Origin of the sequence: Mixta sp. BE291 (assembly GCF_031457955.1) — a bacterium.
Taxonomy (GTDB): domain Bacteria; phylum Pseudomonadota; class Gammaproteobacteria; order Enterobacterales; family Enterobacteriaceae; genus Mixta.
Genome location: NZ_JAVDXN010000003.1, coordinates 293,367 through 309,694, shown reverse-complemented (window position 1 = coordinate 309,694; position 16,328 = coordinate 293,367). Strand labels below are relative to the sequence as shown.

General features: G+C 47.9%; 11 protein-coding genes. 3 read left to right on the top strand and 8 right to left on the bottom strand.

Annotation, left to right across the window (positions count from 1 at the left end):
- Positions 1 to 4: 4 nt before the first annotated feature.
- Both J2X14_RS08980 and J2X14_RS08975 read right to left on the bottom strand, forming a co-directional pair.
- Positions 5 to 1,234 (bottom strand): MFS transporter, encoded by a 1,230-nt coding sequence (locus tag J2X14_RS08980; protein ID WP_352410877.1) that lies wholly within the window; start codon positions 1,232 to 1,234, stop codon positions 5 to 7.
- 12 nt (positions 1,235 to 1,246) lie between these two features.
- A complete protein-coding gene (locus tag J2X14_RS08975) occupies positions 1,247 to 2,065 on the bottom strand; it encodes an MBL fold metallo-hydrolase (RefSeq protein WP_352410876.1) in 819 nt (272 codons plus the stop codon).
- A gap of 159 nt (positions 2,066 to 2,224) precedes the next feature.
- On the opposite strand from J2X14_RS08975, the gene J2X14_RS08970 reads away from it, so the two are divergent.
- Positions 2,225 to 4,378: an extracellular solute-binding protein gene (locus J2X14_RS08970; RefSeq protein WP_352410875.1), complete on the top strand. Its 2,154-nt coding sequence runs from the start codon at positions 2,225 to 2,227 to the stop codon at positions 4,376 to 4,378.
- A gap of 134 nt (positions 4,379 to 4,512) precedes the next feature.
- Here J2X14_RS08970 and J2X14_RS08965 read toward each other — a convergent pair whose 3' ends face one another.
- From J2X14_RS08965 to J2X14_RS08950, 4 genes are all read right to left on the bottom strand, one after another.
- On the bottom strand, positions 4,513 to 4,887 hold the full coding sequence (locus tag J2X14_RS08965) for a hypothetical protein (RefSeq protein WP_352410874.1): 375 nt from the start codon (positions 4,885 to 4,887) through the stop codon (positions 4,513 to 4,515).
- Entirely contained in the window at positions 4,863 to 8,546 is a 3,684-nt protein-coding gene (locus tag J2X14_RS08960; protein ID WP_352410873.1) for a glycerophosphodiester phosphodiesterase family protein, read from the bottom strand. Before J2X14_RS08960 ends, J2X14_RS08965 begins: the two co-directional genes overlap by 25 nt.
- A gap of 425 nt (positions 8,547 to 8,971) precedes the next feature.
- Positions 8,972 to 10,738, bottom strand: coding sequence for a glycerol-3-phosphate dehydrogenase/oxidase (locus J2X14_RS08955; RefSeq protein WP_352410872.1), 1,767 nt, complete (start codon positions 10,736 to 10,738; stop codon positions 8,972 to 8,974).
- 155 nt (positions 10,739 to 10,893) lie between these two features.
- Positions 10,894 to 11,283, bottom strand: a complete 390-nt coding sequence (locus tag J2X14_RS08950) for a tautomerase family protein (RefSeq protein WP_352410871.1) — start codon at positions 11,281 to 11,283, stop codon at positions 10,894 to 10,896.
- A 104-nt stretch (positions 11,284 to 11,387) separates the two neighbouring features.
- On the opposite strand from J2X14_RS08950, the gene J2X14_RS08945 reads away from it, so the two are divergent.
- A complete protein-coding gene (locus J2X14_RS08945) occupies positions 11,388 to 12,317 on the top strand; it encodes a LysR family transcriptional regulator (RefSeq protein WP_352410870.1) in 930 nt (309 codons plus the stop codon).
- A gap of 127 nt (positions 12,318 to 12,444) precedes the next feature.
- The gene (locus J2X14_RS08940) at positions 12,445 to 13,989 is read left to right on the top strand and encodes a methyl-accepting chemotaxis protein (RefSeq protein ID WP_352410869.1); all 1,545 of its coding nucleotides are present in this window, start codon (positions 12,445 to 12,447) and stop codon (positions 13,987 to 13,989) included.
- Positions 13,990 to 14,041: 52 nt separating this feature from the next.
- Here the strand turns inward: J2X14_RS08940 and J2X14_RS08935 are convergent, their stop codons facing one another.
- Both J2X14_RS08935 and J2X14_RS08930 read right to left on the bottom strand, forming a co-directional pair.
- Positions 14,042 to 14,596 (bottom strand): histidine phosphatase family protein, encoded by a 555-nt coding sequence (locus J2X14_RS08935; RefSeq protein WP_352410868.1) that lies wholly within the window; start codon positions 14,594 to 14,596, stop codon positions 14,042 to 14,044.
- Between the two features lie 290 nt (positions 14,597 to 14,886).
- Positions 14,887 to 16,290 carry a PepSY-associated TM helix domain-containing protein gene (locus tag J2X14_RS08930; RefSeq protein ID WP_352410867.1) on the bottom strand — a complete coding sequence of 468 codons (1,404 nt, stop codon included), beginning with the start codon at positions 16,288 to 16,290 and terminating at the stop codon, positions 14,887 to 14,889.
- Between the last annotated feature and the right edge of the window lie 38 nt (positions 16,291 to 16,328).

Below are 16,328 nucleotides of genomic sequence, written 5' to 3'. Positions count from 1 at the left end.
GGGGTTAAGCAACGCTATCTTTTTTTAAATGTGTTTCTGTTTTTATTTGACTGGGTTCTTTAAAAGATATAAGAAATACAACTGAAACAATGGCCGCAATAACCATCGGGTACAACCAGAAATCTTGCCATTGCGCAAGCAGCTCGGGTGCCTTAATCGTGCTGTTGAAAATATGCCCACTGACTAGCGAAGCAAACATAACGCCGATACCATTTGATACAATAAAACGTAATCCTTGCGCCTGTGACTTTATTTTCTCATCAGCTTTGCTATCAACATAAATATCACCAGCGGTAAAGAAAAAATCCCAACATATGCCGTGTAGTAATAAAGCAGCTACAATAAATATTGTATTGTTATACATCGATTCCTGTGACAAAAGGAAACATCTGATGATCCAGCACATGGCACCTAACAGTATGATTTTTTTGAAGCCAAACTTCACTAAAAATAACGAGAGGAAAAGCATAAATACAATTTCAGAAACTGTGCCTATTTGCAGCATACTTGCCGAGTTATCATAACCCAGGGTTTTAAGAAATACCGGAATGTAAGCAACATAGGTTGTCTTTGGGATCATCAGGAAAAAAGTGCAGAGCATGAAAATGGCGAAATTTTTATCTTTAAACAGCGATAAGGCATCCAGACAAAATAAATCACGCAGCATAAATTTTTCCCCCCTGGCTTTGGGCGGAGTGGGCGGTAAGGTAAAGCAGTAAAGCCCTAATGTTACCGCTGCCAAAGAGGCGATATGCCATGTCGTTGTGCTGCCTGAAAAACCATATTCGCCTAATATAAATCCAATGACCATAAAGCCAAACGTGCCAAAAACCCGAATCACTGGAAATAATTTTACGCCATTGATGTGGCGGAAGCTAATACTGTTAGCCAGGGCCGCTGTAGGGTAAAAAAGTATGCCAACAATAAAAATCATCAAAAGATACATGCTCTCGTTATGACTTTTTATAATTTGTGGCATCAGCAGGAAAACCATAGCATTAATTAAATGCAATGATCCCATTACTTTTTGTGCAGCAAAGAACCTGTCGGCAATCATGCCAATAAATAGAGGTGAAAGGATAGTGGCCAGGCCCAGAGCCGCATATGATGAACCAATAATTTTTGACATACCAAAGGTGCTTAACACCAGGCCCATTGTCATGCTCCATGCACCTTGTAAAAAGTACTGCATGAACATCATAATAAAAAGACGCGGGGTTTTTGACATAAACATAATAAAGATCCTTTATATATTAATCTTTAATCCATCACAGGCAACCAGTATTCCTTCGGCTGCCATTTTATTTTGCAGTTCTTTATGGTTCATTTCTGTGTTGTGAGAAATATGAGATATTATTATTTCACTGCCATTATTGTAACAGCCAATAGCACGCAGCTTGTCCCTGGTGGCTATAATGGTTTCTGGATTCATATGATTGTCGGTGCGATTATTACCGCTAGTGCCTAATGTACATTCAAGTACACTGAGATCAATGTTTTTCCCCTCAAGCCATTGCCAGGTGATCTCGGGGAACCAACCTGAGTCATGACCATAAAATAATGTGACACCCTCTTTTTCGATAAAGTAAATATAGCTAAATTCCCATTCCATATGGTTAGATAATAATGGCGTGATGCTGTAACCATCAATCTCCAGGGTTTCAAAGGGTATCGCCCGATGAAAATTTAAACGCTGTTTGCTATATCCTTTAAACAGAGATGTGCATGCGCTTATCGCGATATCGTTACCAAAGACCTTAAGAGGGTGATCAATAAAATGCCCAAACTCTTCCATGCGACCGTAGAGCTCGCCAATATTAAAATGATCGGGGTGGGTATGAGTAAAAAGGATGTTTTTAATCTTTCTTGCATCAACCTCATCGCGCATTATCTGGTAGCTGAATTCGGGAGAAAGATCAATCTGCATGATCTCATCAATAATGACGGATGAGCGAGTACGTACATCCTTTCCCTTTTTAACGCGGGTGTGTTCACACAGACGACATGAGCAATACGGATTAGGAATGCCTTCAGACGCTGCGGTTCCCAAAAAATGAATTTCCATTACTGTTTCCTTACGTTGCACCGTAATGAATAAATATTGCAATTTATTGGTACGTGTCAATTTTATTTTTTGGGTTTGTTGTTCTGTTCACATTCTTGGTGCGCTTGCAGGGAAATGGTAGAGTAGCGAATTAATCAATACAGAGCAGAGAGGTAGCTGATGACAACGATTAAGGACATAGCGAGATTAGCGGGTGTCTCTCATGGAACGGTCTCTAACGTCCTTAACCTTCGTGGCAACGTAAGCGCTGCTAAAATCAGTGCGGTGAAAGCAGCGGCTAAACAGCTCGGTTATCAGGCAAATGCCCAGGCAAAATCATTACGCCAGGGTGGGGCAAAAACGATTGCTCTTATCGTGCCTGATATGATCTCAGAGCGTTACCAGCTGCTTTACAGCGGGCTTAACCAGCAGTTACTAAAACAGGGATATGTGCTGGAGCTTTTCCTTACGGAAGACCTTGAAGAAAATGAAAAGAAACAGTTGGAGGTTCTGGCAACACGTCAGTGCCAGGGCGTTGTCATCGTAAGTTGCTTTGATGATGTTATGCCTTATTACAATAATTTAAGTCTTGCGCCTGAAAAAATAATATTTATTTATCGTAAACCGCGACACGCAAAAACATTTTACGATATCGATATGTCTGAAGGTGCTAAACACTTTTCTGACATTATAAAAACAAAAAAATATACTAACGTCGGTGTTTTTACCGATCTTTTAAGTTTTTATAGTGTGAAAAAATTTAAGGATAACCTTGAGTTAACGTTAAATAATAATGAAAATATTAACGTTTACTGGAACGCAACGCGAACGCGCGAAAGCCATAAAGATGCCTTTGATTTTCTTCAGTATCCTGCAATTGATGCTATTATTTGCACAGATTTTGAAAAAGTAAAACATGTCAGAAATGCCTGGTATCTTGGACGTACAGATAATTGTCCGCCGATATATACATTTTCAAGCGAAGAATTAAGATTTGAACCAGGATTGTATTGTTATCCAATAGGTTATAAAAAGTCAGGGACAGATATAGCAGAGATTTTAATCAGTGGCCGACAACCCATTGCACATCACGAACCGGTTATCCTTGATCATCTGAGAAACTATCAGGAAAGCAGCGCCGGGACGGATAAAGAAATAAATCTACTAACTATTGATAGTCCCTCGTCAACGGCACTAAAAAAGCTTTTACCTCATTTTTATCGCATGACAGGGATTCGTGCCAAAGTGACCTGTGCTCCGTTTGATGAATTAATTAAAATAACTGAAAATGAGAAGCAGGTGGCGGGGTATGATCTTTTCCGTGTTGATATGGCTACTTTCCCACGGCTGGCTAAAGATTTGTTTGAACCATTAAATAATTTAGATGAAACGTTATCAACCTGCCTGAATAATATTCCTGCCAATATTGTTAATCGGTATAGTCGAGTAGATGACGTTTTTTATGCTATCCCTTTTGACCCTAGCGTACAGATGCTCTTTTACCGTCGCGATTTGTTCGAAGATCAAAAAATAAAAAGGCTATACTTTGAACGCTTCAAACGTGACATGCAGCTCCCTGAGAGTTATGAAGAATTTGATCGGCTTGCGGCTTTTTTTTCCCGGTTACGCCAGTCTGGCGAAATAAATATGACCGGAACCTGTGCCACCATTGGCGGCGCAGAAATGATCGCCACTGAGTTTCTACAACGTTATTATGCCCGTGGCGGAAGATTGCTACATGAAAAGTCTCCGCCTTGTCTGAACAAAGAAATAGCCTTGCCTGCTTTAAAAAACTATATTGAAAGTCTGGGTTATGCCAGGTGTCTTAATAGCACCTGGTGGCAAGATTCTGTTGCTCAGTTTGAACAACGGGAATTGGCTATGTTAATTGTCTATATGAATTTATTTACTGACGTAGCGCATAGTGAAATATCTCCTTTAATAGGCTATGCTCCTGTACCCGGAGGCGCTCCGTTATTAGGCGGCGGGTCAGTAGGTATTTCCAAATATTCAAAAAACAAAGAACAAGCGATGTTATTTTTACAATGGTTATTTTCACCGACAATTGTTGAACAGACCGGACTGCTTGGAGGGGGATCTGCTTATATAAATAACAGCTGTTCTACGGGCATTACCGACTTTTACCCATGGAGTACATTGTGTAAACAATGCTTTGACGCAGGTATCCGTGAGAATCACGCGCAGAATGGATATTATTTTGATCTTCACCAGGTTGAATATATTATAGGTAAAAACATACTTGACGTAATTCACCATGATTCAGAGCTAATAGCGTGCGTGGCGGAAATAAATCGTAAGCTGGCTTTGCTGTGAAATAATGTCATATGTGGTTTATATAAAGTCACAAGCTAGAGGAAGTTTTTATTTTGTTTGTACAGTAATAATATTAGTTGTAATGATTTTAAAAAGGAAAATGGTGTCCGCATTAGCGGACACCATTTTAATGATTATAGCTCATCCTTCAAGATTAATAAATCTTCATTGTCGTAATCGAATTTCCATTTCGCCCATTCACTATTCTGCGGGTATTCTGTTGTAGTTAAAAGACTATAAGGTACGCCCCAGTATGTATTGCTCTGACGGCCGTTAATATAAACCTCACTGGTTTCATAATAAAGCGCGCGCAAGTAATTGTTTTCATCATGATGAAAGTGCGTTTCTTTATTTTTTTCATCACATTCTTTTATCCAGTATAAATAATCTGAATTTCTTTTTTTAGCACTAAGGCAGTAATCTCCATTTTCGGTTAATATTTGCGTCGCATCGCCGTGCTGTTCTGTGCTAACCGTTTTCAGTGTTAATAATTTATTATAGTCTGGCAAGGAGTTGGCAGGCACATCACATTTAAATACCCAGGCATAAGAATCTTTGTATGGATTGTCATAAAGGCATTGTTGTCCCCCCAGGAAGAATATTCATTGCCGCCCAGGGCTTTCATATTATATCCTGCTAATGAAGGCCCTATTGCATATCCCAAATCCCAGGATAGTACCGATCTCATTTCTCCAGGAGGGTAGGAAATATAGGGTACTAATAATTTATTAAGTTTGCGTTGTTTATCAGCATATAATTCGGTGCTGTAGGTATCATCCGTTGTGATAACATTTGCGCCTATATCCAGGTTCCAGGCTATATTCATTCTAATATCCGCGCTTTCTGAGCTATGCTGTATATCTGTTAAAGAATAACAACAAACAGATCGGTTTGTATAGTACGCTTTAGTAATATCAATGCGCTTGTTTTTATTGTGCCATAGTGGAACGGTCTTTCCAGATATATGGTCTTTCCTCCACATGGGCCGGTCAGGTACTGGGATATAGGTACCGAGCGCTTTTTTATTTTGTTTAACAATCGCAGCCATATAGGCAGCTGAACCTGGAATAGTGTTGGATATATCCAGACTGGTGGGCGCATAATAGTCCCCTTGTGGCGATTTTTTTAAAATTTTATTTTTGAAATCGTCGCTATTTTTTATTACCACTTCTACATTAGGAACTATATCTCCTGGCACTTTAGACCAGGAATAAACGGCTCGGCTGGCATTATCTGGTAGATTTAATCCTTTGGGGTTTTCTAATTCATACCGTTGTAAATTCAGTCGGCTGCTAGCATTTGGGTTCATAACTGGATTCGCCATTACTTTTGTATTAGCACCCACTTTTCTTAAACCATCAACCCAGTCCTTATAGGTAGGAAATTCCGCCATGTTAAACTTAACAACAAGACGTTTAAGCAAAGAGGGATCCTTGAGAGCCTCATCTGAGATTATTTTTGCTACACGTAATATCGCCTTGGGGGCTTTGACTTCAAGATATAAAAGAGATTGTGCTTTTTGCTCTCGGTAATCCTGGATGAGTTCTTTTACGGTAAGTATTTTGTCCTGAGTAGGGCGTCGGTTAGGATCAAGCAGATTTTTAGTTTTAAGGTATGCAAGTGTACACTTTTCTAACTCCTTGTTCGGCCCCAGGTCTTTGTCTGGATCGTAATCAGGCTCCATCATTTTTCCAATAAACATATCATGAAATATAACAAGCTCATCATCCGCCGTGGTTAATACATCTGTTTCAATCGCTGGACGGCATTGCTGATAGGCTAGTCGGAAGGCTGAAAGACTATTCTCAGCAACATGGCTACGGACGTCGGCACGATGTTTTACTGTAACTATAGTGTTAGTTTCGCTGAGTTTATCGTACTGTTTAATCTGTTCATCCCCTGTGGGACAGGTATTTAAATTTACAGAACGGGGGGGTCTATTATTTCCATCTTTAGTTATGTTTTGAACTTCGTCATTATTGTGCCTGGAATGAAGTTTACCCTTTTCGGTTTCAAGGGAAATTATTGTTCCATCTGGTTTGGTGACAAATAACTCTTTCTGTTTTTTTTCAATCCTCAGGTAACCGTCTTTAACTTTTACATATTGCTTTCCATCCGTATTCGTTCTTAAGCCCATCGAGTCTGGCGCTGAAAGCGTGCTGGTATCAATATTTTTTTCCAGCATATCGGTTGTTATCTGGTCTTCAAATTCAGGGCTGACATAAACTGAGGTGCTGCCTTCAAGCACCCATTGAGTACCATTCCACTCAATCGAGTAGCCTTTTTGATCTGGATTTTTACTATCATAAACTTCGTATTGTGCTTTAAAACCTTCTTGCAGTATGTTTCTGACGGGCACAACCTTACCATTCATTTCGATATATTTTCCCCAAACATACTTTTCTGGGTCGCCTTTTTTATGCGTTTCATATATCTCTTTCACACCATACCAGGTAGTAATGTCGTCCTGGCTTTTAACGTAATTAAATTCGCTTACTATATCAACGGCAAGCTTATCAATTATCTTTTCGTCTTTATCGCTGTAAGCGAAATGGCCATTATGAATTTTTGATTGCCACGTGCCCGATAAAGGGTTCCTGTATACTGGTAAATATTCTTTAACGCCTGATTGTTTTTCGAAAGCAATCAGATAGCCGCCTTTTTTGTCCGTTTTTATCTGATAATAATCGCCATAGAAATTTATCTGGCTATGCCCTTCTATAACATTAACATTTAATTCTTTAGATGCATCATCAGCATAGTTCCAGGTGTTATTGCTGTCATTGAAAATGATTTTTTTCGCTGTCTGCTCTGAATTTTCTGCATCGGATGTCTGGGTAACGAATTCATTATCTTTCTCGGTAGGTAGCAAAATAACCGGTGTACCATTGGTCATCCCTTCGTTACTTGGGTTTAGTACCAATAAGACTTCTTTCCGTATACCGGTGTGCGGGTTTTCAATATAAAATATAGCTCTGCTTTTTACCGGAATAATTCCATTAAGCGCTTCCGGCTTTTCTCCGGGTGACGTTTGATTTATTTGTGATGTTATTAAAGATGCGCTTGTAGTGGATTTGTCATTTCCGGCGTTAACACTGTTATGAGCATAATCCTGTTTAATGACGCTTTCCAGCATTTTTCCATGAGGTAAATTCAGGCCAAACATTAATAAATGTGCGGCAGGGTCACGTTTTTTAGATTGCTGTTTGGTCTCAGAAAGAGGGGAGCTTGCCGTGTCTAAGTGAAGTTCCTGTAATAGTTCCTGACTAAAGGTTTTAGATAAAACGATTATCTGACCCTGTACTTCACCTTTTTCATTACATATATTTTTGGCATAAATATCTTTGGCCTCTGTATCTGCCGTTTTTTTTATTTTTTCCTTAGCTGGTCCATTCCTGTCTGAGAAAGAATTCTCAGTAGCGTAAAGCGGGATAAGGAGTACAGCGCTATCTGCCGCAATGGTTCGCAAGCTGAATTCAATGTCTGCGCCTTCATCTTCATTGACGGGTCCGTTTGCTACCAAATGTCTTTGTAAAGACGTGATTAAATCCTTTTTATCTTGCTCTGTAGCGATGACATAATAGCCACTCTCTGTATCATGAACGATTTGTCTTTCGTTATTTTTTAATGGTGTAGCTTCAGTGCCGGGTAGAAAAAAAGCATTATTTGTTATTGCATTACCTGACTGTGGGTCAGCTGGCGGCACGGACTCAGCTGGGTTTTGTTTACCGGGACTTTCTATTGATGGTTTTTTTTTGCGGGAGTGCGGTTTGGATGGAATCCTGCATTGTTCATCTGAATAAGACAATGGATGTCTGGTGAGACCGGTATTTTCTGGGATTTTTTGCTTTTCCGAATGCTGAAATTCGATGCCTGCTATATCGGTATACCACATCAAATTAACAAAAAATTTTTTTAACCAGCTCCCTTTTAAAGCGAGTGGCGGGCAATTTGAATCCAGAGGTTCTGTAGCGGGGTGAGCTAAATTATAGAGTTCACGTGCCAGAGAATGAAAATTATGCGGGTGTCCTACGCTATTATCACCATACGTAGGTTTATTTGAACAGCCGTTAAGTTTTAGTATATGTGCATTATTTATTGGATTTTTTGGTTTGTTACAATTTGAATAATAACTATTAGCATGCAACCCATTAACGTTGGGCATCATATTACTCCTTTGCAATAATTTATACAGGCTGATATTTTCGAGGCCATATTAAAACTTTTGTAACCTGTAAAATTGCAAAAAACGCTCATCCATTAATTCTTCTTTTCATATCACCTGACCATTTTAATAGCATCCTAATATAACGAGGTTGATTTTAAGGCGTTAAACAGGCGGTGTTTTGTAAGGTGTTACCAAAAAGATGAGGTATCAAGCCATTGCTGTAAGGATGTGATTGATGAAGCTATAGGTTGATGATGTTAGGTGAGATAACATTTATATTGCAGGGTGATAAGTCAAATTAATATAATCACTGCGCAATATTTGCATTTATTTTGGTGTTAGGGACTAAAACAAATATACATGCGTCAGGTGCCACTCTGTCAGGACTTCCGTGTCCTCAATGCTATAGCGACATTGCCTTATCGCTAACCGACATGCTTTTCTCCTGCGGGTTGGGCGTGACAGGCTAACCGTAATCCTGAAACGCCGTGCAAACGCGCCAGACGCGAAAGCGTCATTTCCAGCTGCTGCTGGCGATGGGCGTCGCTCCACTGCATTTCCTGCGCCATCAGATGAGCGATTTCCGCCATCAGCGGCGGCGTAAGCTGACCGGCGATCCCCAGCGCGCTACGGCGCAGCAGCAGATCCTCCAGCATCACGACCTGCTCTTCATGCATCAGCCAGCGCAGCTCGGTATCGCTGTAGTCAGCATGATGCTGCAACGGCTGCTCATCGTCAGCAGCAATCAGGCGCAGCAGCAGCTCAGCGCGTGTGCCGTAACGATCCACCAGCTGCGCCACACGCCGCTCCGCCAGCTGATATTTCTCGCTAAGTTCCTGGATCCAAACCGGCAGACGCTCGCGGCAGGGGAAGTTACGACCACCGCCGATCGCCATATCAACGGTGCTGCGGCGGCGTTTTTCGCCCAACAGCTTCAGGACGCGATCCGCTGCCTGTTCGCCAAAACGGCGGAAGGTGGTCCATTTGCCGCCCACCAGGTTCAGAACAGAGAAATCACGGCTGTCGTCCGGCGGGAAATAAGTCAGTGAGTGATTACGCGTGATGCGGCCGCTGACTTCCGTATCGCTGGCGGGCAGTGGTCGCACACCGGCAAAGGTATAAAGCACATCCTCCGCGCTGACGTTGATATGAGGGAAAATAAAATGCAGCGATTCAAGGATATAGCGCTGCTCTTCCGGCGTACAGGCAATATTTTCCGGATCGTCGACGCGAATGTCAGTGGATCCCACCAGCACTTTGCCATACCAGGGAAACATAATGCAGACGCGTCCGTCCTGATTTTCGTAGTAGACCATTTCATCGCGTAGCTCCGCCAGCAGCGCCGGACTGTCGATGATCAGATGCGATCCTTTGGTGCCGCCGATCAGTTTGCGCGGATCGGCGGGCGCCAGCTTCTGGTTAAGCTGATCGATCCAGGCACCGGTCGCGTTGACGACGACGTGCGGTTCGAGCGTTAACAGGGTATTGGTCAGATTATCGCGCAGCGTAACCCGCTCGCCATCGCTCTCCACCAGGCTGACATAATTCAGCGCCAGCGCTTCGGCGTTGCTCTGCTCCGCATCCAGCACCAGTTCGACGCCCAGCCGCTCCGGCGCTTTAATCCACGCATCATAATAGGTGGCGCTGTATTTTACCCAGACGGCAAAACCAGGCCAGCGCGCGCGCGTTTCAGCGGTGTTGTTCAAACGATGACGCGGCATATTGCCCTGCTGACGCGTATAGAGATCGTAAAGCGCGAGACCGGTTTTTATCAGCAGCGCGCCGCGTCGGGTCGGCTTTTCACCCAGGCGCAAAAAGCGCTTGCTGGCATTAATCAAACCGCCGCCCCAGCTGTCGATCGGCACCGTGGTGCGCAGCGGAGAGACATAGTGCGGCGCATTTTTCAGCAGCCGGTCGCGCTCCTGTACCGACTCTTTTACCAGGTCAAATTCGCCGGTTTCCAGATAACGCAGGCCGCCATGAATCATGCGCGACAGCGCGCCGCTGGCCGCCTGACACCAGTCATCCTTTTCAATCAGCACCACCGGAACGCCCTGCAAAGCCAGTTCCCGAAAGGTGCTGATACCGTTAATACCGCCGCCGACAACCAGCACCGGAGCACGATTGCGCTGGCGCAACGCAGCGATCTTTTCCTGTCGGCTGCGCTTCACCACTACTTCCTGTTTCCGCATGCTTTTCTCCTCCGCCCGCCGCGATATGAGCAGGCTCCGCGTTAACTGCTTGCCTTGCAATTATTTTCGCGGCAGGGGAAGAGGGCAAAAAAACAGCGGCTTAAAGTACGTAACTGTGAACCGGATCGTGAATATGCTGTAAACGTACGCTGTCGTTACAATTCGCCGGTCAGGTATTGCGCTACGCCGTTAGCAAAGCTCCAGTCGCCTTTATCATTAGTGATAAAAGTGATCATCAGATCGCTGCCGCGTACGCCGCTGCTGCTCTCCAGTTCACGCGCCAGCTCTGCCATAAAGCGCTGCTTTTGTTCGCTACTGCGCGGGCTGGTATAGACGCGTACCATCACCAGATTGTCACTGCGCGTCAGGCCAAGGCCGGTGTCTTCAAATACCATCTGATATTTTTTGTTTTCATGAACAATCTGGTAGCGATCGCGCGGCGGTACGCCAAAGGCAGTTAATACCGCGCGGTGCGCCGCATCCAGCAAGGTTTTCAGTTCCGATTCCGAACGTCCTTCAATCAAATCAAATTGCAGTAATGGCATGGTTGCCTCCGGGGTAGCGTGGGTTGATCGCTATCCTGAACTTCTTTTCTTCCCGGAAAAAGCGTTATAGTTGAACGCATTGTTTACTATTTTGAACAATCACTATGACGATAAAAACAGATGCGCTTTGGCTGCATTTGCACTGGCTGACGGTGCTGGCAGAGCAGGGCAGCTTTACGCGCGCGGCAGAGCGGCTGGAAGTAAGCAAAGCGGCGATGAGCCAGAAAATTAAGCAGCTGGAGATGCTGGCAGGTGTCCCGCTGGTGCAACGCACCACGCGCAGCGTGCGGCTGACTGAGGCAGGTGAAAAACTGGTGCAGGAGTTGCGGGCACCCTTTGCGGAAATCGAACAGAGTTTTTACGCCATACGCGACAGCAGCGGTCCGTTACGCGGGCTGATACGTATCACCGCGCCGGTGGCTTTTGCTCGTCAGCAGCTACAGCCGCATATTCAGGCGTTTTTGCGTCTGCATCCGCAGCTGCGTATTCAGCTTGAGGTGACCGATCGGCTGGTGTCGCTGGCCAGCGAAGGCTTTGACCTGGCAATCCGTCACAGCAATGCGCTACCGGAAACCCATGTCGCCCAGCTGTTATGCGAAACGCAAACGCTGTTGGTGGCTTCTCCCGGCTGGCTGGCGCAGCACGGCGAACCGCAGCATCCACAGGAATTGAGCCAGCACGACTGTCTTTACTATCCACGCGGCACCGAACTGCCGCGCTGGCGCTTTAGCGATGCCACGCAGCCGCAGCAGGAAACGGTGGTCAATGTGAGCGGCCCGTTCGCCACCAATAACAGCGAATCGATTCGTGATGCGGCGCTTGATGGTTTGGGAATCGCCATGCTGCCGGACTTCAGCGCGCGTCAGGCGCTGGGGGAAGGCCGCCTGCGTCAGATATTGCCGCAGTGGCGTATTCAGGGCGCATTTGCCCGCCACGTCTGGATTGTGCGTCCGTGGGCGGCACGCGTACCGCGCGCAGTGACCGAACTGAGCCAGTGGTTGCGCCAACGTTTTCAGGCGCGTGCGGCGGACTAGATCCACTGTTTTGCCGGTGCTGAATGTGCATTTTTTCTAAAGTTTGCGTAGTGATTTGCCGATGAGTGCTGGTGAATTCCCTGCGAAAAATTATTAGATCTTAACCATACAGGACAAGGCTTGTCATATGACTATCCAATCGCACGTTACGCAACAGGCCTGGCAGCTTGATGACGACACCACGCTGATGACCACCACCGATGCGCAAAGTTACATTACCTACGCTAACCAGGATTTTGTCGATGTCAGCGGCTATGAGCGCGATGAAATTCACGGGCAGCCGCATAAGCTGGTGCGTCATCCCGATATGCCGAAAGCGGCCTTTGCCGATATGTGGGGGACGCTAAAACAGGGACTCCCCTGGACGGGACTGGTGAAAAACCGCCGTAAAAATGGCGATCATTATTGGGTGCGGGCGAATGTGGTGCCGGTGATCCGTAACGGTATCATTACTGGTCATATGTCGGTGCGTATCAAGCCGAGCGAGCAGGAAGTCGCGGCGGCAGAACAGCTTTATCAGCAGATGCGCAGTGGTAAATTGCACGGCTGGCGTCTGCATCAGGGGCTGCTGGTACGTAGCGGGCTGCTAAGCCCATTCTCATGGCTGAAAACGCTGCCGCTGCGTTGGCGGATCCGCTGCGGTGTGGCGTTTTGCGCGCTGAGCATGGCGCTGAGCGCGGTGGCCGTCGGGCTACAGGGCGGTGCGCTGGCCGCTTTCGGCGGGCTGGCACTGCTGATGGCTCTGATCACCAGCGGTTGGCTGGAATGGCAGATCTCCAGGCCGCTGGAAAAAGTGTGTCGGCAGGCGTTGGATGTGGCGACGGGGGCTTCTCATCAGGTTGCTCATCTCGATCGGGTTGATGAAGTGGGCATGACGTTGCGGGCGGTAGGGCAGCTTGGCCTGATGTTTCGCTGGCTGGTTAAAGACGTACGCGATCAGGTTATGAATGTGCATCAGGCCAGCGATGAACTGGCGCAGGGCAATGAAAAAATCGCCAGCCATACCGAACAGACGGCGGCCAGCGTGCAGCAGACCGCGGCCACCATGAACCAAATGACCACCACGGTGAATAGCAATGCGGAAAGCACCGGTCAGGCGAATAATTACTCCATGACCGCCAGCAAAGCAGCGGTTCAGGGCGGCGAGGTGATGAAGCAGGTGGTGGGCACGATGGATGAAATTGCCCAAAGTTCGCAGCAGATTGCCTCCATTACCGGCCTGATTGACAGCATCGCTTTTCAAACCAATATCCTGGCGCTGAATGCAGCGGTTGAGGCGGCGCGCGCCGGGGAGCAGGGCAAAGGCTTTGCGGTGGTAGCAGGCGAAGTGCGTAATCTGGCGAAGCGTAGCGCCAGCGCCGCCAGCGAGATCCGTGATTTGATCGCCGCCAGCGCGCTTAAGGTTCAGTCCGGTGCCGGACAGGTACATCAGGCCGGTGAAACCATTGCCGATATCGTGGAGAAAGTGAAAAACGTGACGGAGCTGTTGCAACAGATCAGCACCGCCACGCGTGAGCAGGGCACGGGCCTGAGCGAAGTTGGCAAGGCGGTTGAAGAGCTGGATCGCATCACACATCACAACGCTTCGCTGGTTGAAGAAGGCGCACAGGCGTCGGCACGGATGAAAAATCAGGCGCACCGGCTGGTGGAAGCGGTGGATGTGTTTCGTTAAGCCACAGGCTGAGGCCGTTCAGGCAAACGCCTTATCAGGGCGTTCGCCTGGGTTATAAAAAGGTGCGGTGATACACCGACGTGCTCCAATAGCGGCTGCTGGCGTGTTTTTCCGCCAGCCAGCCCTGACGACGTAGCTCGCGCGCAATCAACTTATTCATCATCCCATGACCGGCCAGCAGTACGGTGCCTTGTTCACTCAGGCGAATCAGCTGGCTGGCGGCCTGTACGGCACGTTGCCGGGCATCGCGGAAGGATTCCACCGAGCCGGAATAGCCTCCCAGCCACAACAGACGTAGCAGCGTAAGCCACAGCGCAGGCGGCAAGGCGGGCGTCGCCAGCGGCAGCGCGGGCAGCGCCACTTCACGGAATAAAGCATCAGTAAATGTGGCGCTCAGCTCCAGCTTTTCCAGCGAGGCGAGCGCGCGCGGCAGCGGGCTGGCAACGATAATATCTGCCTGCGCGGCGAGATCGATACAGCGCTGCGGCGGCATATCTTCAATCAGCGCGCGATCGTAACTGGCAACCCACTGCACCATCGCCTGGGCAGAAAGCCGCTGCGAAGAAAGGCCACCGGGTTTACCGTGACGCATTAAAATAATCGGCATAGTTTCCTTTAATATTTTCTTCCTGTACGCCTGCAAGATAAGCGCGACCCGCGATGCCAGGCGAATACGTTTTACCCACCTTTCCCGTCATCTGTTTGTCATCGCGCCTTGTCAGGCCAAAAACGGTAAGCTTATCTTATTACAGCAAAAATGATGTGTCTTGAACTTACATTGTTCGGTGCAGCATGCGTTTCCGGCAGCGTCGCCAGTTTCCATGGTATGAATGCCGCGCATTAAGCGCAGGGTTGAGCAGAAAATGCAGGCTGACGCGCGTCAGCCTGCTACAGAGGTTACGCCTGAGCGCGATACCAGCGCCAGGCGTCCAGCGCTAAAAACAGCAGTAGGCTTATGCCCATCACCGGCAGGCTAAAAGCCAGCAGCACCAGCACCACCGACAGCAGAAAGCGCAGGCTGAGGCCCATGCGCTGCCATGCCTGAATCAGCGTATCCGCCGGATGATGCTGCGGCTGAGCGGGACGCCGCCGCCACCATAAACGATAGCCGAGCACAATCAACACGCACAGCGCTACGCCAAACAGCGCCAGCACCAGCTGGTTGGCGAGGCCGAACAGAATGCCCATATGCGCATCCACGCCCCAGCGCGTCAGCTTCGCCAGCAGGCCGAAATTGGCGAATTCAATTTTGTCCGTTACGCGCCAGCTATGAGGATCTACCGCAACGGCATCCACCTGGGTCGGCCAGCGGCGATCGATCTCGCCCACGATCCAGGCTTTGTCCGCCTGATAAGAGGGGCGAATTTCCACTTTCGCTGCGTCAATACCGCTGGCGCGCGCGGCGGCCAGAACGCCATCAAACTGCGCGGCGCTTAACGGCGCATCCGGCGCGTGGTGCATCATATGCCCATGATGTTCCGCATGTTCATCCATCATCATCGGCGGCGCGTTGCTGGCAAGCTGCGTGTTCACCGCCGGCGTCAGCCAGCCATAATGGGCGCGCAGCAGGTTGATATTCTCCCCGGCCCAGCGCGACCAGGTGAGACCGGTGGCGGAGAAAAACAGCAGCCCGGCCAGTAATGTAACGCCCAGTAAGCTGTGCCAGCGTCGCAGCCGTAACCGCTTCCGGGCAGGGGAGGTGCCTGCGGCGTTAGGGCGTTGCGGCGTGCGCTGCACCGCCCAAAGCAACAGGCCGCCCAGCGCGGCGATCCACATCCAGCTGGCGGCCAGCTCGCTGTAGTTACGCCCGAAATCGCCCAGCAGCAAGCTGCGGTGGAGGTAATCCAGGGTGGTGCGCAGCGGCAAAATGCCGCTGGTGCCGTACACGATTAAATCGCCGCGTACCGCCAGCGTTTTCGGATCGACAAAAATGGCGCGCGTTTCTGATGGCGCGCTGTCAGCGAAGCGGAGCATAACGCGCGTGGTCTCCGTATCGCTCGACGCGGGCCGCACGGCGGCAATTTTTGCGTCGAGGCCCGCGTAGCTTAGCGCGGCGTCGATCTGTTTCGATAGCGGCTGGGGCGGGCCGGGCGCATCGGTCGTTAGCTGTTGCGCATACAGGACATTTTCAAGCTGCGGCGTCAGTACATAGAGCGTACCAGTGAGCGCCGCAGCAAAGATAAACGGGCCGATAAACAGACCGATCATAAAGTGTAAACGACGCATAAGTTGCAGGAAGGCCTGCGCATTCTGCGTTTTTGCGATGTGTGCCGAGGCCGTCGGCACGATTTTTTCCGACATAATGGTTCCTTGACCCGCGTACGGGCGATAGAGAAAGC